Genomic DNA, 19,788 nt, shown 5'->3' with positions numbered 1-19,788 from the left:
GCGCTACTTGATCCGCTCGTAGGCCGGCAGGGTCAGGAAGTCGACGAACTCCTCGGCCAGCGCGACCTCCTCGAACAGCTCGACCGCCTCCTTGAGCAGGTCGTCCTGGACGGTGCCGGTCAGGTCCCGGCGGACCTCGGCGAGCACCTCGCGCACCAGCTCGCGGGTGACCCGCTGCCCGTTGTCCAGTTCGGTGCCGTTGCGCACCCACTGCCAGATCTGCGACCGGGAGATCTCCGCGGTCGCCGCGTCCTCCATCAGGTTGTGGATGGCCGCGGCCCCGTTCCCGCTGAGCCAGGAAGCGATGTAGCGGACGCCGACGTCGACCGCGCCACGCAACCCCGCCTCGGTCGCGCCGCCCTCGGTGGACGCCACGTCGAGCAGCTGCTCGGCGGTCACGCTCACCTCGTCACGGGTGCGGTGGAGCTGGTTCGGCTGGTCGCCGAGCACCTTGTCGAACTCCTCCTTGCACAGCTCGACCATGCCGGGGTGCGCCACCCACGAGCCGTCGAACCCGTCGCCCGCCTCCCGCGCCTTGTCGGCGTGGACCTTCTTCGACGCGTTCTCCGCGACCTCCGGGTCCTTGCTGGGGATGAACGCGGCCATGCCACCGATCGCGAACGCCCCGCGCTTGTGGCAGGTGCGCACCAGCAGTTCGGTGTAGGCCCGCATGAACGGCGCGGTCATGGTGACGGTGTTGCGGTCCGGCAGCACGAACTTCTCACCCGCGTCGCGGAAGTACTTGATCACGCTGAACAGGTAGTCCCAGCGGCCCGCGTTCAGGCCGGAGGCGTGCTCACGCAGCTCGTAGAGGATCTCCTCCATCTCGAACGCCGCCGGGATGGTCTCGATCAGCACGGTGGCGCGGATGGTGCCGTGCGGGATGCCCAGCTCCTTCTGCGCGTGCGTGAACACGTCGTTCCACAGGCGCGCCTCGAGGTGGCTCTCCATCTTCGGCAGGTAGTAGTACGGGCCCTTGTCGACGGCCAGCAGGGCACGCGCGTTGTGGAAGAAGTGCAGGCCGAAGTCGACCAGTGCACCGACGCCCGCCCGGCCGTCGAACTCCAGGTTGCGCTCGTCGAGGTGCCAGCCACGCGGGCGGACCACGATGGTGGCGTGCTCGACGTCGTCGCGCAGCTGGTAGCTCTTGCCCTCCGGGGTGGTCAGCGAGATGTCGCCGCGGATGGCGTCGCGCAGGTTGAGCTGCCCGCCGACCACGTTGCGCCAGTGCGGGGTGTTGGCGTCCTCCAGGTCGGCCAGCCACACCTTGGCGCCGGAGTTGAGCGCGTTGATGGTCATCTTGCGATCGGTCGGCCCGGTGATCTCCACCCGGCGGTCGCGCAGCGCGGGCGGCGCGTCGGCCACCTTCCAGTCGCCCTCGCGCACCTGCGCGGTCTCCGGCAGGAAGTCGAGCTTGCCGGTGCGCGCGGCTTCCTCGCGGCGGGCGCGGCGGGCCTGGAGCAGCTCGTCCCGGCGGGCCGCGAAAGCGGTGTGCAGACCGGCGAGGAACTCCAGCGCTTCGGGCGTGAGGACCTCCTCGCTGCCTTCGACGGAATCTCCGAGGACACGAACTTCAGACATGTGTGAACACCCCAACTTGGAGACGTCTTCTATTTCGCGGACTATAGTTTCTGCATGGCGGAAACTCAACGCAGGCCAGGCAGCGTCCAGTCGCTGCAGCGGGCCTTTGAGCTGCTGGAACGCCTGGCCGACGCCGGGGGTGAGGCAAGTCTCTCCGAACTGGCCGCCGCATCGGGACTCCCGATGCCCACCATCCACCGGCTGATCCGCACCCTGCTCGACCTCGGGTACGTCCGGCAGCAGGCCAATCGCCGGTACGCGCTGGGGGCCCGGCTCATCCGGCTGGGGGAACACGCCGGGGTGCAGTTCGGCACCGCGACCCGGCCGCTGCTCGCGGAACTGGTGGAGGAGACCGGGGAGACGGCGAACCTGGCGATCCTGGAGCGCGACGAGGTGGTCTACGTCGCCCAGGTCCCGTCGAAGCACTCGATGCGCATGTTCACCGAGGTGGGCAGGCGGCTGCTGCCGCACGGCACCGGCGTCGGCAAGGCGATGCTCGCGCGGCTGCCCGCCGACGAGGCCCGCGCGCTGCTGGCCAGGACGGGCACGCCCGCGTACACCGCGCACACCCTCACCGACCCGGACGCGCTGCTCGACCACCTGCGGGAGATCGCCGAGCAGGGGTACGCGCTGGACGAGAGCGAGCAGGAGATCGGGGTGCGCTGCGTGGCGGTCGCCCTCACCGGCACCCCGACCCCGGCGGCGGTCTCGGTTTCGGGGCCGGAGGGCAGGCTCACCAAGGAGGCGGTCACCCGCATCGCCCCGGTGGTCCAGCGGGTGGCGAAGGAGCTGTCCGCGCGGATCACGGAGAGGTGAACCTCCGGGCGGCGAAGCCGGCCGCCCGGATCACCAAGACGTGGAAGTCAGCCCAGCAGGGCGTCGACGAAGGCGCCGGCTTCGAAGGGGGCCAGGTCGTCGGCGCCTTCGCCGAGGCCGACCAGTTTGACCGGTACGCCCAGCTCGCGCTGCACCTGGAAGACGATGCCGCCCTTGGCGGTGCCGTCCAGTTTGGTCAGCACGATCCCGGTCACGTCCACCACCTCGGCGAACACGCGGGCCTGCATCAGCCCGTTCTGCCCGGTGGTGGCGTCGAGCACCAGCAGCACCTCGTCCACCTTGGCCTGCTTCTCCACCACCCGCTTGACCTTGCCGAGCTCGTCCATCAGGCCGGTCTTGGTGTGCAGGCGGCCGGCGGTGTCGATCAGCACGGTGTCCACCCCGGCGTCGGTGCCGCGCTTGACCGCGTCGAAGGCGACCGCGGCCGGGTCGGCGCCCTCCTTGCCGCGGACCACCTCGGCGCCGACGCGGTCGGCCCAGGTCTGCAGCTGGTCGGCGGCGGCGGCGCGGAAGGTGTCGGCGGCGCCCAGCAGCACGTCGCGGCCCTGCGCCACCAGCACCCGCGCCAGCTTGCCGGTGGTGGTGGTCTTCCCGGTGCCGTTCACCCCGGCCACCAGCACCACCGCGGGCTTCTTCTCCTCACCGGTGCCGTGCGGCAGCGCGCGCACCGCGCGGTCGCCCTCGGTCGCCAGCGCGCCGATCAGCACCTCGCGCAGCACACCCCTGGCTTCTTCGGAGGTGCGGACCGCACGCACGGACAGCTCCGAGCGCAGCTTCTCGACGATCTCCGTGGTGGTCGCCGCGCCGAGGTCGGCGATCAGCAGCGTGTCCTCCACGTCCTGCCAGGAGTCCTCGTCCAGGTCACCCGCGCCGAGCAGGCCGAGCAGGCTCTGGCCGAAGGCCGAGCGCGACTTCGACAGCCGTCCGCGCAGCCGCTCGATCCGGCCGCTGGCGGGCGCGATCTCCTCGACCGGCTCGGGTTCGGGCTCCGGTTCGGGCGCGGGCTCCGGTTCCGGCTTGACCTCGGGCTTCTCGGTCTCGTCCGGCAGGACCACGTCGACGATCCCGCGCTTGGGCGCGTCCCGCGGCACGGAGGCGTCGTCCCCGACTCCCGGCTGGCCGTCGACCTCGGTGCGCTCCCCCGCCGGGTGCGGCTCCTTCTCACCGCCGGGCGCCAGCGCGATGCCGCCACCCGCCTGGTAGCCACCGCCCTTGGGCTTGACCTGCTTGGCTGCCTCCGCCGCGTCCTCAGCCAGGCTGATCTTGCGCTTGCGCGCGATGGCCAGCCCGGCGACCAGCGCGACCGCCAGCAGCACGACGACTACGACGATGATCCAGAACCAGAGGTTGCTCGACACGCGGTCATCCTCGCATCCGGCGCCGGTCCGGCCGATCCGCCCCCGCGCCCAGGCCAAGCCTCCACCGAAGTGAACTCGGTTTGGACAAGAAGCAACGATTCCGCTTGCGCCCCGGCCTCGCCGGGGACTAGACCACTCCTCCGTGACCGCTCGTTCTGGCGAGCCCCTCACCGTCGTGGGGCTCCTCTCGGGCACGTCGATCGATGGCATCGACGTGGCCGCCGCCCGGTTGTGCGCCGACGACGGCGAGGTCGAGCTGACCCCGCTGGCCGAGGCGGAGGTCCCATACCCCGGCGAACTCCGCGAACGGCTGCTCGCCGCGCTGCCCCCGAACCCGTGCACCGCCGAGGAACTCACCCGGCTCGACACCCTGGTCGGCCAGGCGTTCGCCGAAGCGGCCGCCACCGGGGTCGAGCTGGCCGGTGGCGCCGGGCTGATCGCCTCGCTCGGGCAGACGGTGTTCCACTGGGTCGAGCACGGCCGCGCCCGCGGCACGCTGCAGCTCGGCCAGCCGGCCTGGATCGCCGAGCGCACCGGGCTGCCGGTGGTCGCGGACCTGCGGGCCCGCGACGTCGCGGCGGGCGGGCACGGCGCCCCGCTGGCCAGCACGCTCGACCAGCTGTGGTTGCGCGGCCTCGCCGAAGACACCGGCAAAGCCGCGGTGGCGCTGAACATCGGCGGCATCGCGAACATCACCGTGGTGCGGAACGGCGAAGGCACGCTGGCCTACGACACCGGACCGGGCAACGCGCTGCTCGACCTCGCCGCCACCACCGTGACCGGAGGCAGGCAGCGCAGCGACCTCGGTGGCCGGCTCGCCGCCGCCGGGACCGTCCACACCGGACTCCTGGAGCGGCTGCTCGCGGACCCGTACTACGCCGCACCCGCGCCGAAGAGCACCGGCAAGGAACACTTCCACCGCGACTACCTGCACGAGCACACCCACGGTCTCGCACTCTCCGGTGAGGACCTGCTCGCCACCCTGACCGAACTGACCGCCGTCACCATCGCCGCCGAATGCGCCCGCCACGACGCGGGCACCGTGGTGGCTTCCGGTGGTGGCGTGGAAAACCCGGCGCTGGTGCACGCGCTCGCGGCGCGGCTGACCGGTGCCGAACTGCGGACCAGTGACGACTTCGGCCTGCCCCGCGCGGCGAAGGAGGCCCACCTGACCGCGTTGCTGGGCTGGCTGACCTGGCACGGGCACCCGGCGAACCTGCCGAGCGCCACCGGCGCCGCCGGTCCGCGCCTGCTCGGCAGCATCACGCCCGGTGCGCACCCGGTGGTGCCGCCGCCCCCCTTGCCCGCGGCCATTACCCGCTTGCGTATAGCGCCGCGGGGCAAAACACGGTAGGAGATGTCAATGCGTGCAGTCGACCTCGCGATCATCGCGATCTTTCTGGTGGGGATGCCGTTGCTCGGCATCGTGATCGGCGGCCGGCAGAAGTCCGGTAACGACTACTTCGTCGGCGAGGGCAAGATCTCGTGGTGGGTGGCGTGCCTTTCGGTGGTGTCGGCGGAAACGTCGACGCTGACCGTGTTGTCCGTGCCCACGGTCGCCTACATCGCCACCCCCGGTGCGGGTGGCATGACCTACTTGTCACTGGCGATCGGGTACATCCTGGGCCGCATCGTGGTTTCGTTCGTGCTGCTGCCCCGGTACGTGGCAGGCAACCTGGTGACCGCGTACGCCTTCCTCGGCAGGCGGTTCGGCAGCGGGCTGCAGGGCACCGCTTCGGTGACCTTCCTGCTGACGCGGACCGCGGCGGACGGCATCCGCCTGTTCGCCACCGCGATCCCGGTCAAGGTGGTGCTCGGCGCGTACGGCCTGAACGTGTCGTACTGGGCGATCGTGATCGCGCTGGGCATCGCGATGGTGGTCTACAGCTTCTTCGGCGGCGTGCGGGCCGTGGTCTGGGTCGACGCCATCCAGATGCTCTGGTACGTGCTCGGCGGCATCGTGGTGATCTGGGTGCTGGCGGCCAACCTGCCCGACGGCTGGTTCTCGAAGGCGGTGGACGCCAACAAGTTCCAGCTGCTCGACTTCTCGTCGAATCCGCTGACCGGGCAGTACGCCGTCATCACCGCGGTGATCGGCGGTGCGGTGCTGTCGATGGCCTCGCACGGTTCGGACCAGCTGATCGTGCAGCGGCTGCAGGCCACCAACGACCTGCGTGCGGCGCAGAAGGCGTTGATCGCCTCCGGGGTGGTGGTGTTCCTGCAGTTCGCCCTGTTCCTGTTCATCGGCGTGATGCTGTGGGCGTTCTACAACGGACTGGACCCGGTCAAGCAACTGGGGCTGAACACCAACGACGAGCTGTTCGCGAACTTCATCGTGACGGAGCTGCCGAGCGGGTTGTCCGGGTTCGTGATCGCCGGGATCCTCGCCGCCGCACTGAGTTCCTCGCTCGGGGCGCTGGCGTCGTCGACGGTGACCGACGTGTACGAGCGGGTGATCGGCAGGCAGCTCTCCGATGAGGACCGGCTCAAGCAGGGTCGCATCTGGACGATCATCTGGGCCGGCATCCTGATCGTCTTCGCCGGTTTCTTCGCCTCGTTCACCTCGACCAGCGACCCGATCGTGGTGCAGGCGCTGGGCATCACCGGTTACACCTACGGCGCGCTGCTCGGCGCGTTCCTCCTGGGGCTGCTGATCAAGAAGGCCCGGCAGCCGGACGCGATCGCCGCGTTCGTGGCGACCGTGGTGGTGATGGCGTTCGTCATCCTCGGCGTGAAGTTCGACAAGGCCAGCGGGGCACTGCTCGGCGTCGACTTCTCGAAGGCGGCGGGGAACAACGTCGCGCTGGCGTTCCCGTGGTACACCCTGGCCGGGGTGATCATCACGCTGGTGGTCGGCGGCCTGCTGTCGCTGCGGCACCGCACCCCGGATCCGAAGGCGGCCGAGGCGACCGCCGCCAAGGCTGCCTGAGCGCGGCAAAAAGGGTGGCTTCCCGCCGGGGAGCCACCCTTTTTCTCGCCCGCTCAGGAAACAGCGGGGTGGATCCGGTCCGAGAGCGAGCCGACGAACCGGGCACGCCCCGATTCCTGCCACTCCACCGGCACCCCGATCCGGCTCGGCGGGCGGCGCAGCACCTCGGGCAGTTCGCTGTCCGGGATCTCGATCAGCCTGCTCACCTTGCGGCGCAGCTCGGTGAGCCGCTCGGCACCGCTGAGCAACTGGTCCCACTCGGCCTCGGGGATCATCCGGTCCGCGTTCTGCAGCACCGACGCGTCGGCGGTGGCCCAGGACACCGGGGACGCCTCGAAGTTCCACCAGGTGTCGCGGCGGCCGGGGCCGACGAACCCGTGCATCACGCACGGCACCCACTGCCCGGGCACGAACTGCGTGCCCTCGCGGGCGCGGAAGGCGATCAGCCGGTAGGCGAAGCGGGGCGGGGACACCGGGTCGCGGGAGATGTCACCGAGCACCAGGATCTCGACCTCGCCGTCGGCCTGCTGCACCACCACACCGGGCACCAGCTGCCCGCCGCGGAACGGCTTGACCGCGTGCTCGGCGCGGAAGCCGCGCACCACCGCGTACAGCCCGGCGAGCACCACCAGCACCCCCAGCACCACCGACCACCACCGCCCGTCGGCGATGGCCCACCAGCCCAGCGCCACCAGCAGCGCCCCGGCCACCAGCCCGGTGGTCAGCGCGATCGCCCTGGCGTGGACGTTGGGGCTGCTCGCGCGCAGCTGCTCGGCGTCGATCGGAGCGTCGAAGAAGCGCCGCGGATCCCCCGCCGGCCACGCTGACTCACTCACCCGGGGCATCCTGCCAGAACGAGGGTGCGAAACGGTCACTTTCCGCCGGACGGGCCCTGGCCGACCGGCCAGTGCACTAGCCGAGACCGGTGAACATAGCTGACAGCACCTGAACGGTGTCCTAGCGTGATGGCCACCGCGACTCAGGAGGTGCCGTGGCTGGATACCAGGCCGTGGTGGCGGCCTTGCGTGAGGCGAGCGTGGCGGCACGGGGTGCCTCGGACGCGATCGCCGGCGTGGCCGCCGCGAACAGCTTGCCCGGCGGCGAGGCCGGGGTGCCCGGCGCGCGGCTGCTCGGCAAGGTCGAAGCGATCCGCACCGCATGGAGTTCCCGGGTGAACGAATTGACCGCCGGCTTCGCCGAAGTCTCCGACGCGTTCGGCGAAGCGGCTCAACGCTACGACTCGAACGAAGCGGCGGCCGAAGCCGAGCTGCGTGAGACCACCGGTGGCCGGAGGCCGGTCTGATGGTCAGCTGGGCCGAAATCCTGCGCTGGGAACCCGGGCCGACCCTGCACGCGGTCGGCGGCATCAACGTCGAATACCTCAAGCTCGTCGCGGCTTCCGACGAACTGCGCACGGTCTCCAGCGTCGAAGGGTGGTCCGGCCAGGCAGCCGACGCCGCGCTCGGCCGCGTCACCGAACTGGTCGACGGCGCCGAGGAACTGGCTGCCGAAATGGGCGCCGCGCGCCGCGCGTTCGGCGACGCGGGCGACGCGATCACCGGGGTGGTGCACGGCCGGGAAGAGGTGCTCGCCTTGGCTCGAGCGCACAACTTCGCCATCGGACCGGACGGCTCGGTGACCGATCTCGGCCTCCCGGCGAACACCCCGCCGGAACCGGCCGAGGCCGTCGCCGCCGAGCGCAAGCGGTTCGCCGTCGAACTCGCCGACCGGGTGGCCCAGGTCATCCGGCAGGCGGAGGACATCGACGCCGATTGCTGCGCCGTGCTGAACGGCATCCTGGCCGGCACCACCATCGACGTCACCGGCAACGACAACGCGCACACCGGCCTGGCCGCCTTCGGCGAAGCGGGGTTCACCGTCGGCGGCTTGTCCATCCTGGCCCCGCCACCGGAGGGCGCCACCGTCACGCAGAACGCCGGCTGGTGGGCGGCCCTGTCCCCGAACCAGCAACGCCGCCTGATCCACGACCTGCCCGAACTCGTCGGCAACCGCGACGGTGTGCAGGCGTGGGCCCGCAGCGAAGCCAACCTCGCACTGGTCGGAAAGCAACGGACGAGCCTGCAGCACGCCCGCGCCGACCTGGAACGCCAACTGGGCGAACTGACCAACGGGCCCGGTCACCAGAACACGCGCAACGTCCTGCGGTCGGAGATCACCAAGATCGACGACAAGCTGGCGGGCCTGGCTTCGGTCGACCGGATGACGCTCGACCCCCGCACCGGAAAACCCCTGCCCGACCGGCAACTCCTCTCGCTCGACCTCAGCGGCGACCGGCCCAAGGCCGCCGTCGCCGCCGGTGACGTGGACAAGGCCGAGCACGTCGGCGTGTTCACCCCGGGCATGAACTCCAACGTGCAGCACAGCATGCCCGGCTACGTCGAGGACATGAACGAGGTCCGCGCCTACGCCAACAGGATGCTCGGTGACAGCCCGACCGGTGACTCCGTGGCCGTGGTGACGTGGCTGGGTTACGAACCGCCGACCACCCGTGCCGAAGACCTCGACGGCCTCCTCACCGGAGCGCCCGCCGAAGCGGGGGCGGCCAAGCTCGCCCGGTTCCACGAGGGGCTCGACGCCGCCCGCCCGGACGACCCGCACCTCACCGCGCTCGGCCACTCGTACGGCTCCACCACCACCGGAATCGCGCTGGGGCAAGGACATGGTGTCGACGACGCGGTCTTCTTCGGCTCACCGGGCCTCTCGCCGGGGCACAACCCGCTGTTCCAGGCCGCGGACCTCAACCTGCCAGAAGGCCACGCGTACAACATGTCCGCGGCCGGTGACGCCGTCGCCGAGGTCGTGCCCCACGGCGGCAGGTACGGCCCGCACGTCAGCGACGTTCCCGGCATCAGCCAGCTGTCCACGGAAGCGGGCACCGGTTCGCTGGGACCGATGTCCGGTTCGTCCGGGCACAGCCAGTACGCCCTGGGCGACGGGCAGCTGGCCACCAGCGAGTACAACCTGGCCGCCATCGTGTCCGGCCACCCCGAAGCGGCAATTTCCCGGTGACCGCACCGAGGGTTCTCGCCCTGCTCCTCGGCGCCGTCCTCCTCGGCGCGTGCAACCCTTCCGGCAACGACAGTTCGCGAGACGACATGAGCCTCGAACAGCAGTGGGCCGAGCTGATGCGACGGCCGGACATCGACGAAGCGGTGGCGCGGTACGAGCAGTTGCAGGACGAGATCGCGGTCGCGCTCACCGCCGAATTCGGCTTGCCGCCGTCGGAACGCGGGGGCGAGAACAGCGTCAACCCGGGCTGCTCCGCCTTCGACGAGGTGGACGGCTGGGACGCGAGGGGCCAGTTGCTGGGGGGCCGCCTGAGCGCGGCGGTGATCCCGGCGGAACACTGGGAACGGGCGGTGGAGACCATCGAACGCGTCGCCGCGCCCCACGGCTTCACCACCCCGGGCCTGACCGTCGACAAACCCGGGATCCGCCTGGTGAACCTGCACGACCCCTACGCCGCGACCCTCACCGTGAGCACCGGCTCCGAGAAGGCCAACACGATCATCGGGGTGATCACCGGCTGCCACCTGCTGCCGGAGGCGAAGCAACGCGGTGTGCCCCGCGCCGGTTAGCCGCCGGCGCGTTCGGCCGCGCTGCGCAGCACGCAGAACTCGTTGCCCTCGGGATCGGCCAGCACGACCCAGCCCGTGCCGTCCGGCTGGCGGCGGTCCGCCACCAGCGTCGCGCCGAGGGCCAGCAGGCGCTCGGTTTCCGCTTCCCGCGTGGTTTCCGGGCGCAGGCACAGGTGGATCCGGTTCTTCTGCGCCGTTTTCGGTTCCGGGACCTGGTTGAAGTGCAGCAGCGGCCCCTCCGGCAGCATCACCTGCGTCTCCTCGTCCCCCGGTTCGTCCTCCGGGTGGAGCGGGAAGCCGGTCACCTCGCTCCAGAAGCGGGCCAGTTCGTAGGCGTCGACCGCATCGATCGCAACGTTCTGCAGCTGGGAAACCATGGGCCGACCGTGCCGCATCGAGCCGGCCACCGCCACCGTTTTTTCAGTCGGCGACGGGCTCGCCTTCGGCCTCGGCTGCCGGTGCGGGCTCGGCTGCCGGTGCGGGCTCGGCCACCGCTGCGGTCTCGGCTTCAGCTGCGGCCTCCGCCGCAGGCGCGGCCCCGGGCACCGGCGCGGGCTCACCTTCCGCCTCCCCCGGGGGTGCCGTGACCCGTGCCGGTGGCGGCTTGGCTTGGGTGCGCAGGCGCTGCGAGATCACCTTCGTGATGCCGTCGCCCTGCATGCTCACGCCGTACAGCGCGTCGGCGATTTCCATGGTCGGTTTCTGGTGGGTGATGATGATCAGCTGCGAACTCTCCCGCAACTGCTCCAGCAACCCGATCAGCCGCCGCATGTTGGTGTCGTCCAGCGCCGCCTCGACCTCGTCCATCACGTAGAACGGCGACGGCCGGGCGCGGAAGATGGCCACCAGCATGGCCACCGCGACCAGCGACTTCTCCCCGCCGGAGAGCAGCGACAGCCGCTTGACCTTCTTGCCGGGCGGCCGGGCCTCCACGTCGACGCCGGTGGTGAGCAGGTCGTCCGGCTCGGTGAGCACCATCCGCCCGTCCCCGCCGGGGAACAGCACCGAGAACACGACCTCGAACTCGCGCGCCACGTCCGTGTAGGCGGTGCTGAACACCTCGAGGATCTTGTCGTCGACCTCCTTGATCACCGTCAGGAGGTCCTTGCGCGTGGCCTTGAGGTCTTCCAGCTGCGTGGACAGGAACTTGTAACGCTCCTCCAGCGCGGCGAACTCCTCCAGCGCCAGCGGGTTGACCTTGCCGAGCAGGGTCAGGTCCCGTTCGGCGCGCTTGGCGCGGCGCTGCTGGGTGGGCCGGTCGAACGGGATCGGCTGCGGGGCGCTGACCTGCTCACCGCGTTCCTTGGCGGCCTCGTACTCGGCGACCTCCCCGGCGCTCGGCGGCACCGGCACCTCGGGACCGTACTCGGCGACGAGGTCGTCGAGGCCGATGCCGAAGTCCTCGGCGATCTTGGTCTCCAGCTGCTCCAGGCGCAGCCGCTGCTCGGCCCGCAGCACCTCGTCGCGGTGCACCGCGTCGGTCAGCTTCTCCAGCTCACCGGCGAACTCCCGGACCTTGCCGCGGACCTGCGCGAGCATGGTTTCCCGGCGCTGCCGCTCGCCCTGGATCTCGTCGCGCTCGGCGGCGGCCCGCTGCACGGACACCTCGATCCGGTCCAGCGCGTACTCACCGGCCTCGACCACGGCCGCCGCGATCTCCGCACCGCGCTCCCGCGCCTCACGCGCCTTCGCCGCGCGCTCACGGGCCTGCCGCTCGTTGAACGCCGCCCGGCGCAGGGATTCGGCCTTGCCTGCCAGCCCGCGTGACCGCTCCTCGGCGGTCCGCAGCGCCAGCCGCGCCTCGACCTCCTCCTGCCGCAGCGCCGCCAGCTCGTCGACGGCCTGGTCGCGCTCGGAGGTGTCGGGGTCCTCGTCGACCGGCTGCTCGGCCACCGCGCTCAGCCGTTCCTCCAGCTCGGCCAGCTGCGCAAGCGCTTGCTCCCGGCTGCGTTCCACCTTGGCGCGCTGCTCGCGCAGGCGGGTCACCTCGGCCTCGGCGGACCGGGCCGCCTGCTGCACGCGGTTGAGCCGCTCGGACGACCGCGCGCGGCGGACCTTCGCCTCGCTCATCGCCTCCTTGGCCTGCCCGACCTCCTCGCGCCGCGCCTGCTGCTCGGCCCGCGCGCCCTCGAGTTCGGCGGCGGTGCGTTCCAGCGAGCGTTCGGCGGCCACCAGGCGGTTCTGCGCCTCGTCGACGGCCGCCTGCACCTCGATCACGCTCTCCTGGCGCGCGGACCCGCCCATCGCCCAGTGCGCGCCGAACACGTCACCGTCGGCGGTGACCGTGCTGACCGACGGGTGCACGGCGACCAGCCCGCGCGCGGTCTCCAGGTTGTCCACGACGGCCACCCGGTCGAGCGCGCGCTCGACCGCCGGGCGCAGCGCCACCGGCGCGGTGACCACCTCGCGCGCCCAGCGCGCCCCCGGCGGCAGGCTGGGCCAGCCCGTGGTGTCCACTGTGTACTCATCGCTGCCGAGCAGGATGCCCGCGCGGCCGGATTCGTTGCTCTTCAGCAGTTTCAGCGCGGCGAGCGCGTCCTCGCCACCGGTCACCGCGATGGCGTCGGCGACCGGGCCGAGCGCGGCGGCCAGTGCCACCTCGTGCCCCGGTTCCACGGTGATCAGCGCGGCCACCGAACCCAGCAGACCGGGCAGCTGGTCGGCGGCGCCGAGCAGCACCCCGGCGCCGTCCTTGCGGCGCAGGCCCATCGACAACGCGTCGACGCGTGCCTTCTCCGAAGCGATCTCCCGCTCGGCGGCGCGCTCGGCCTTGACCAGTTCCTCGACCCGCGCCTTGGCCGCGTTGTTCGCCGCGACGGCGCGGTCGTGACGGCCCTGGAGGTCGGCGTCGTCGGACTCCTCGACCCCGCCCTCGGCCTTCGCCATCTCCAGTTCTTCGGCGGCGATCTCCGCGCGTTCGGCGGCTTCGTCGATCGAGACGCTCAGGCGGTCGATCTCGTCGGAGGTGGCGCCGTTCTTGCTGCGCAACGCCTCCACCTGACCGGTCAGCTTGGCCAGGCCCTCGCGGCGGTCGGCGATCGCGCGGACGGCGGCCATGTGCGCGCGCTCGGCGGCCTGCACCTGGTGTTCGAGCCGCTCACGCCGCTGGATCGTGTCGGAGAGCAGCATGCGGGCCTCCTCGACGGCCTCGGCCAGCTCCTGCTCCCGCTCGGCGACCTGCTCCGCCTCGGCGAGCAGTTCCTCCGGGTCGCGGCCGCCGGAGTGCTGGTCGACCGCGGCGGACAGGTGCCGCTGCCGCTCGACCGCCAGCCGGACCGTGCCGCGCAGGCGCTCGGCCAGCGCGGACAGCTTGTACCAGGTCTCCTGGGCCGCGGTCAGCTTCGGCGCGTCCTCGGCCAGCGAGGACTCCAGCTCGTTCTCCTGCGCGGTGACGATCTCCAGCGCCTGCTCGACCTCGGAGCGGCGGGCGCGGGCGGCGTGCTCGTCGGCCTCCTCCTTGGCCAGCGTGGCGCGCTGGGTGACCAGGTCGTCGGCGAACAACCGCAGCCGCGAATCCCGCAGCTCGGACTGCACGGCCTGCGCCTTGCGCGCGATCTCGGCCTGCTTGCCCAGCGGTTTGAGCTGGCGGCGCAGCTCGGTGGTGAGGTCGCCGAGCCGGTCGAGGTTGGTCTGCATCGCGTTCAGCTTCCGCAGCGCCTTTTCCTTGCGCTTGCGGTGCTTGAGCACGCCGGCGGCCTCTTCGATGAAGGCGCGGCGCTCCTCCGGCTTGGCTTCGAGGATCTGGGCCAGCTGGCCCTGCCCGACGATGACGTGCATCTCGCGGCCGATACCGGAGTCCGAGAGCAGTTCCTGCACGTCCATCAGGCGGCAGGTGCTGCCGTTGATCTCGTACTCGCTGGCGCCGTCGCGGAACATCCGGCGGGTGATCGACACCTCGGTGTAGTCGATCGGCAACGCACCGTCGGAGTTGTCGATGGTCAGGCTGACCTCGGCGCGCCCGAGCGGGGCGCGGCCGGAGGTGCCGGCGAAGATGACGTCCTCCATCTTGCCGCCGCGCAGGTCCTTGGCGCCCTGCGTGCCCATCACCCAGCGCAGCGCGTCGAGCACATTGGACTTGCCGGAGCCGTTGGGGCCGACCACGCAGGTGATCCCGGGTTCGAACCGCAGCGTGGTCGCCGAGGCGAAGGACTTGAAGCCCTTGAGCGTCAGGCTCTTGAGGTGCACGCGGCCATTCCTTCTCGGTCCGGGCGGGGACTCGGTTCAATCGCCCGATGCTACCTGGGTCACCCGGATGGACCGGGGAGGCGGGCCGTCAGCGCTCGACGAAGGTGGTCAGCCCACCACGCGGCTCGCTCCACCGTTCCACCACGTGGTCCACCCGACCGGGTGTCTTCCCCGACCGCAGCGCGGCGAGGAGCTGCGCACAGTTGTTCCGTTCACCCTCAGCAACCACCTCGACCCGGCCGTCCGCCAGGTTCCCGGCGCTGCCGACCAGTCCGAGTTCCAGTGCACGACTGCGCGTCCACCAGCGGAAACCGACCCCCTGGACCTGCCCGTGCACCCATGCGGTGAGACGCGCGGCCTGCTGTTGTTCGCTCACGAACCCATCGTGCCCTACGTCGGCAATTACCCTGCGGCTACCCTGTGTCAGCAGATGCGGACGGTTCGCTCGCACAGGGTCATCCGTCGGTGATACGGTCCCCTGCGGATCCGGCGCTGGAGTGCTCGTCCGGGTCGTCCCCGCACCGCAAGGAGAACCAATGCCCCAGTCGCCGGGGTCTCCCCCGAGCCAGCCGGCCGTGGTCGCCCCGCCCCGTGAGCCGGGTGGACGCCTGCACCGGACCGGGTACGCCATCCTCGCCGCCAGCGGCCTCGCGCTCGCCACCGCGTTCGGCGCGGTCGCGCAGATCTCCAGCCCCACCACCGCCGACGAGGCAGCTCCCGTGCTGCAGGCGGGCCAGGGCGGTGGCCCGGGCGCCCCGGTGACCGGCGCACCGCAGCCCAGCCCGGAGCTGGTCGACGGCGTGCCCGTGCCCGGCACCTCCCCGAGCGCGGCGCCGACCACCATCGTCACCACCGGCCCGGACGGCGTGCCGACCACCACGGTGGTCACCCCGCCGCCCGCGCCCCCGGCCCCCGGCAACCCGCCCGGCCCCGGCAACCCGCCGAAGCCCCCGAGCAGCGACGACCCGCCGTCCAGCGAGCTGCCGCCGAGCACCTCGGATCCCACGGACCCGCCGAGCGAAGACCCGCCCAGCGAGGACCCGCCTGCCAGCGAGCCGAGCAACCCACCGCCGGGCTCCAGCGACCCGGGCAGCACGACCCCGTAGCTCCCCCCGGCTGATGCCCCACCTGCGGCCGCAGGCGGCGACCCACGGGCTCAGCCCCGGCGCCCCACCGGAGCCGGGGCACCCAACGGGAACAGCCCCAGCGAGGCTGGCCCTAACCGCGCCCGGGGCACTTCCGCCCAACGGCCCGGCCGGAGCCGGGCACCTCGCGGAGCAGCCGACCCAATGCCCGATCGCACCCGGGGCACCCGGCGGGAAATAGCCGCCCCCAAAAACCGGAAGCCGGGTGCCCAACAGGAGCACCCGCCCACACCCCCACCCCGTCCCGGTCCACAGCCAGAAACACGGCGAAGACCTCGATGTCAAGGCATCTTTCCCGCCTTGACATCGAGGTCTTCGCCGTAGTCACACTGAAAAACCGGGGGCGGAACCCCTCCGAAACCCCTCAAACCTCGAACCGGTACCCCATCCCCGGCTCCGTCAGCAAGTGCCTCGGCCGAGACGGCTCCCGCTCCAACTTCCGCCGCAACTGAGCCAGGTACACCCGCAGGTAATGCGATTCGGTGTCATACGACGGGCCCCACACCTCGTGCAGCAGCTGCTTCTGCGCCACCAGCCTGCCCCGGTTGCGCACCAGCAGCTCCAGCACCCCCCACTCCGTCTTGGTCAGGTGCACCTCGGCCCCGTCCCGCAGCACCTTCTTCGCCGCCAGGTCGATGGTGAACGCCTCGGTCTCCACCACCGCGCTCCCGTCCTCGGCCCCGCTCACCGCCGACCGCCGGACCGCTGCCCGCAGCCGCGCCAGGAGTTCGTCCATGCCGAACGGCTTGGTGACGTAGTCGTCGGCACCCGCGTCCAGCGCGGCCACCTTGTCGGCCGAGTCGCCCCTGGCGGACAGCACGATGATCGGCACCGTGGTCCAGCCGCGCAGCCCGGCGATCACCTCGCTGCCGTCCATGTCCGGCAGGCCGAGGTCCAGCACCACCACGTCCGGCTTGGTCTCGGCGACCGCCCGCAGCGCGGCGGTGCCGTCGTGCGCGGTGATCACCTTGTACCCCCGCGCGGACAGGTTGATCCGCAGCGCCCGCACGATCTGCGGCTCGTCGTCCACCACCAGCACCGTGCTCATGCCACTCCATTCCACTTCGGCAGCGAGACGACCACGGTCAGCCCGCCGCCCGGGGTGTCCTCCGCCCTGATCGTGCCACCCATCGCCTCGGTGAACCCCTTCGCCACGGACAGGCCGAGGCCGACCCCCGGTGTGGCGTTGCGGTCGCCGAGCCGCTGGAACGGCGCGAACGCCGACTCGGCGGCGCCCTTCTTCAACCCCCGCCCGTGGTCGACGACGCGGAGCTCCACTTCGGACGCGTGCGCGCTGGCCCGCACCGAAACCGGCGCCGCACCGTGCCGCAGCGCGTTGTCCACCACGTTCGCCACCACCCGTTCCAGCAGGCCGGGATCGGCCAGCACCCACGGCACGTCGTCGGGCACCTCGGCCCGCACCGCCGCCGAACCATCCACATTGGACAAAGCCAGCGCGACCACCTCGTCGTAGCCGACCGGGCGCAGGTGCGTGCGCACCGCACCGGTGGCCAGCCGCGAGGAGTCGAGCAGGTTGTCCACCAGCCCGGCCAGCCGGTCGGCGGAGAGCTCGATCGCCTCCAGCAGTTCCCCGGTGTCCTCTTCGGACAGTTGGAGGTCGGCCGCGCGCAGGCTGCCGACCGCCGCCTTGATCGAGGTCAGCGGCGTGCGCAGGTCGTGCCCGACCGCGGACAGCAGCGCGGTGCGCAGTTCGGTGGCCTCGGCCTTGCGCTGCGCCTCGTCCGCCGTGGCGGCCATCCGCTGCTGCCGCAGGGCGAGCAGCGCCTGCCCGGCCGCCGCCTCCAGCACCCCGCGATCGGCCGCGGGCAGCGCCCGGCCCCGCAGCACCAGGTGCACCTCCCCGGTCACCGGGATGTCCACGTCCGCGTCGTCGGGCCCGGTGCACGGATCGGTTCCGGTGTGCGCCACCCGCCGCCAGCTGCCGGACTTCTTCTCCACCAGCGCGACCGAGGTCAGCCCGAAGTTCTCCCGCACCTTCTCCAGCAGCCGGTCGACCGGCTGCTCGTGCGTGAGCACCGTGCGCGCGTACGACGCCAGCAGCGATGCCTCGGTCCGGGCCCGCGCCGCCTGGACCGCCCGCCGCGCCGCCGCGTCGACCACCGCCGCGACCAGGACGGCCACCACGAGCATCGCCACCAGCGTGATCACGTTCCGCGGTTCCTGCACGGTCAGCTGGTACCGCGGTTCGGTGAAGAAGAAGTTCAGCAGCCCACCGGAGAACGCCGCCGCCACCAGTGCCGGGCCGAGGCCGCCGACCAGCGCCACCACCACGGTGGCGAGCACGTAGCCGACCACGTCGGTGGAGAAGTCGACCTGGTCGGCCAGCAGCAGCCCGAACGCGGTGGCCACCCCGGGTGCGGCCAGCGACAGCACCCAGCCCCACAGGCGCCGCGACGGCGTCAGCGGGCTGCGGCTCAGCCGGGCCCGCAGCCGTCCGCCCGCCTCGTCGTGGGTGACCATGTGCACGTCGATCGAACCGGAGCGCTGCACCACGGTCGCGCCGATGCCCTCGTCGAACAGCCGCGCCACCCGCGACCGCCGCGAGGTGCCGACCACCAGCTGCGTCGCGTTCACCCCGCGGGCGAAGTCGAGCAGCGCACTCGGCACGTCGTCGCCGACGACGGTGTGGAAGGTGGCGCCGAGTTCGTCGGCGAGCTTGCGGTACCGGCCGATGGCCGTCGGCCCGAGCCCGGCGAGCCCGTCCCCGCGCAGGATGTGCAGCACCAGCAGTTCCGCACCGGCCCGGTTGGCGATCCGGCTGCCGCGCCGGATCAGCGTCTCGCTCTCCGGCCCGCCGGTGATCGAGACGACCACGCGTTCCCTGGCCTCCCAGGTTTCGGTGATCTTCTGCTCCGCGCGGTACCGCTGCAAGGCCACGTCGACCTGGTCGGCCACCCACAGCAGGGCCAGCTCGCGCAACGCGGTGAGGTTGCCCGGCCGGAAGTAGTTGCCCAGCGCGGCGTCGATCCGGTCGGCCGGGTAGACGTTGCCGTGCGCCAGGCGCCGCCGCAGCGCCTCCGGGGTGATGTCGACCAGTTCCAGCTGCTCGGCGCGGCGCACCACCTCGTCCGGCACGGTCTCGTGCTGGGTGGCGCCGGTGATGCGCTGCACCACGTCGTTGAGGCTCTGCAGGTGCTGGACGTTGACCGTGGACAGCACGTCGATGCCGGCGTCGAGCAGTTCCTCGACGTCCTGCCAGCGCTTCTCGTTGCGCGAACCCGGCACGTTGGTGTGCGCCAGTTCGTCGACCACGGCGACCTCGGGCTTGCGCGCCAGCAGGCCGTCGACGTCCATCTCGGTGAACTCGCGCCCGCGGTGCACGCCGGTGCGCCTCGGCACCACTTCCAGCCCGTCGAGCAGTTCGGCGGTCTTCTTGCGGCCGTGCGTCTCGACCAGCCCGACGACCACGTCCGTGCCCCGCTCCAGCCGCCGCTTCGCCTCCCCGAGCACGGCGAAGGTCTTGCCGACGCCCGGGGCCGCGCCGAGGTAGATGCGCAGCTCACCCCGGCGCGGCGGGGTTTCGGTCTCCGGCTCCACCCGTCCAGTCTCCCGCTCAGCGCCCCGCGGCGTGCCGCACGGCGAGGTTGAGCCGCAGCACGTTCACCCCGGGGAGCAGGCCGGAGGTGTGCTCGCGGACCAGCTCGGCCACCCGATCGGGTGGCACGCCGGTGTTCCTGGCCACCCGCGGCACCTGCAGTTCGGCATAGGCCACGCTGATCGACGGGTCCAGCCCGGAGGCCGAGGCGGTCACCGCGTCCGCGGGCACCGCCGACGGCGCGACGCCCTCGCGGGCGGCGATCGCCGCCTTCCGCGCGCCGACCTCGGCGAGGAGGTCCTCGTTGAACCCCGACTCGTTCGACCCGCCCGAGGTGGACGGGTCGCCGGTGGCCGACGGCCGGGTGTGGAACCACGGGTCGGTGGCCGGATCGGCGGCCACCGGGTCGATGCCGATCAGCGCCGACCCGACCACCCGCCCGTTCTCCGTGAGCAGCGAGCCCTCGGCGTTGGCCTGGAGCCCGGGCAGGCGCGACACCGCCCACACCCCGAGCGGATAGGCCACCCCGAGCAGCACGGTCATCACCAGCAGCACCCGCAGTCCCGCGGCCGCCTGGTTGAACAGGTTCTTCACGATC

16 protein-coding genes are annotated in these 19,788 nt (G+C 71.8%); 7 read left to right on the top strand and 9 right to left on the bottom strand.

The genetic code is table 11. The features are described from left to right. Positions 1 to 3: 3 nt before the first annotated feature. Positions 4 to 1,581 (bottom strand): malate synthase A, encoded by a 1,578-nt coding sequence (gene aceB, locus AC07EG_RS36225; RefSeq protein WP_478257779.1) that lies wholly within the window; start codon positions 1,579 to 1,581, stop codon positions 4 to 6. Between the two features lie 54 nt (positions 1,582 to 1,635). Between aceB and AC07EG_RS36220 the strand changes: the two genes are divergently transcribed. Then, positions 1,636 to 2,397, top strand: a complete 762-nt coding sequence (locus AC07EG_RS36220; protein WP_478257778.1) for an IclR family transcriptional regulator — start codon at positions 1,636 to 1,638, stop codon at positions 2,395 to 2,397. A 47-nt stretch (positions 2,398 to 2,444) separates the two neighbouring features. On the opposite strand, the gene ftsY is transcribed toward AC07EG_RS36220, so the two are convergent. After that, positions 2,445 to 3,776 carry a signal recognition particle-docking protein FtsY gene (gene ftsY / locus AC07EG_RS36215; protein WP_478257777.1) on the bottom strand — a complete coding sequence of 444 codons (1,332 nt, stop codon included), beginning with the start codon at positions 3,774 to 3,776 and terminating at the stop codon, positions 2,445 to 2,447. Between the two features lie 142 nt (positions 3,777 to 3,918). On the opposite strand from ftsY, the gene AC07EG_RS36210 reads away from it, so the two are divergent. After that, positions 3,919 to 5,130: an anhydro-N-acetylmuramic acid kinase gene (locus AC07EG_RS36210; protein ID WP_478257776.1), complete on the top strand. Its 1,212-nt coding sequence runs from the start codon at positions 3,919 to 3,921 to the stop codon at positions 5,128 to 5,130. Positions 5,131 to 5,139: 9 nt separating this feature from the next. Further along, positions 5,140 to 6,705, top strand: a complete 1,566-nt coding sequence (locus tag AC07EG_RS36205) for a sodium:solute symporter (protein ID WP_478257775.1) — start codon at positions 5,140 to 5,142, stop codon at positions 6,703 to 6,705. Between the two features lie 53 nt (positions 6,706 to 6,758). On the opposite strand, the gene AC07EG_RS36200 is transcribed toward AC07EG_RS36205, so the two are convergent. Beyond that, on the bottom strand, positions 6,759 to 7,550 hold the full coding sequence (locus AC07EG_RS36200) for a DUF3239 domain-containing protein (RefSeq protein WP_478257774.1): 792 nt from the start codon (positions 7,548 to 7,550) through the stop codon (positions 6,759 to 6,761). Between the two features lie 146 nt (positions 7,551 to 7,696). Here AC07EG_RS36200 and AC07EG_RS36195 point away from each other — a divergent pair, with 146 nt between their 5' ends. The 3 genes from AC07EG_RS36195 (at position 7,697) to AC07EG_RS36185 (ending at position 10,304) form a co-directional block, all read left to right on the top strand. Further along, a complete protein-coding gene (locus AC07EG_RS36195; RefSeq protein WP_478257773.1) occupies positions 7,697 to 8,008 on the top strand; it encodes a hypothetical protein in 312 nt (103 codons plus the stop codon). Next, entirely contained in the window at positions 8,008 to 9,735 is a 1,728-nt protein-coding gene (locus AC07EG_RS36190; RefSeq protein ID WP_478257772.1) for an alpha/beta hydrolase, read from the top strand. Before AC07EG_RS36195 ends, AC07EG_RS36190 begins: the two co-directional genes overlap by 1 nt. A gap of 86 nt (positions 9,736 to 9,821) precedes the next feature. Beyond that, entirely contained in the window at positions 9,822 to 10,304 is a 483-nt protein-coding gene (locus AC07EG_RS36185; RefSeq protein ID WP_478257771.1) for an LppA family lipoprotein, read from the top strand. On the opposite strand, the gene AC07EG_RS36180 is transcribed toward AC07EG_RS36185, so the two are convergent. From AC07EG_RS36180 to AC07EG_RS36170, 3 genes are all read right to left on the bottom strand, one after another. Further along, entirely contained in the window at positions 10,301 to 10,681 is a 381-nt protein-coding gene (locus tag AC07EG_RS36180) for a VOC family protein (RefSeq protein ID WP_478257770.1), read from the bottom strand. The genes AC07EG_RS36185 and AC07EG_RS36180 overlap by 4 nt on opposite strands. A gap of 43 nt (positions 10,682 to 10,724) precedes the next feature. Then, positions 10,725 to 14,489, bottom strand: a complete 3,765-nt coding sequence (gene smc, locus AC07EG_RS36175) for a chromosome segregation protein SMC (protein ID WP_478257769.1) — start codon at positions 14,487 to 14,489, stop codon at positions 10,725 to 10,727. Positions 14,490 to 14,577: 88 nt separating this feature from the next. Beyond that, positions 14,578 to 14,865: an acylphosphatase gene (locus AC07EG_RS36170; RefSeq protein ID WP_478257768.1), complete on the bottom strand. Its 288-nt coding sequence runs from the start codon at positions 14,863 to 14,865 to the stop codon at positions 14,578 to 14,580. A 160-nt stretch (positions 14,866 to 15,025) separates the two neighbouring features. Here AC07EG_RS36170 and AC07EG_RS36165 point away from each other — a divergent pair, with 160 nt between their 5' ends. Continuing rightward, positions 15,026 to 15,595 carry a hypothetical protein gene (locus tag AC07EG_RS36165; RefSeq protein ID WP_478257767.1) on the top strand — a complete coding sequence of 190 codons (570 nt, stop codon included), beginning with the start codon at positions 15,026 to 15,028 and terminating at the stop codon, positions 15,593 to 15,595. 403 nt (positions 15,596 to 15,998) lie between these two features. Here the strand turns inward: AC07EG_RS36165 and AC07EG_RS36160 are convergent, their stop codons facing one another. Genes AC07EG_RS36160 through AC07EG_RS36150 form a run of 3 tightly spaced genes read right to left on the bottom strand, consistent with a single transcriptional unit; the run spans position 15,999 to position 19,784 of the window. Next, positions 15,999 to 16,682, bottom strand: a complete 684-nt coding sequence (locus AC07EG_RS36160) for a response regulator (protein ID WP_478257766.1) — start codon at positions 16,680 to 16,682, stop codon at positions 15,999 to 16,001. Beyond that, positions 16,679 to 19,192, bottom strand: coding sequence for a sensor histidine kinase (locus AC07EG_RS36155; RefSeq protein WP_478257765.1), 2,514 nt, complete (start codon positions 19,190 to 19,192; stop codon positions 16,679 to 16,681). Before AC07EG_RS36155 ends, AC07EG_RS36160 begins: the two co-directional genes overlap by 4 nt. Positions 19,193 to 19,208: 16 nt before the next feature. Next, the gene (locus AC07EG_RS36150; protein ID WP_478257764.1) at positions 19,209 to 19,784 is read right to left on the bottom strand and encodes a potassium-transporting ATPase subunit C; all 576 of its coding nucleotides are present in this window, start codon (positions 19,782 to 19,784) and stop codon (positions 19,209 to 19,211) included. Between the last annotated feature and the right edge of the window lie 4 nt (positions 19,785 to 19,788).

The organism is Amycolatopsis sp. NPDC045836, assembly GCF_056431745.1.
The sequence above is the reverse complement of the archived record's forward strand: the minus strand, read 5'-3'. Positions and strand labels throughout refer to the sequence as shown.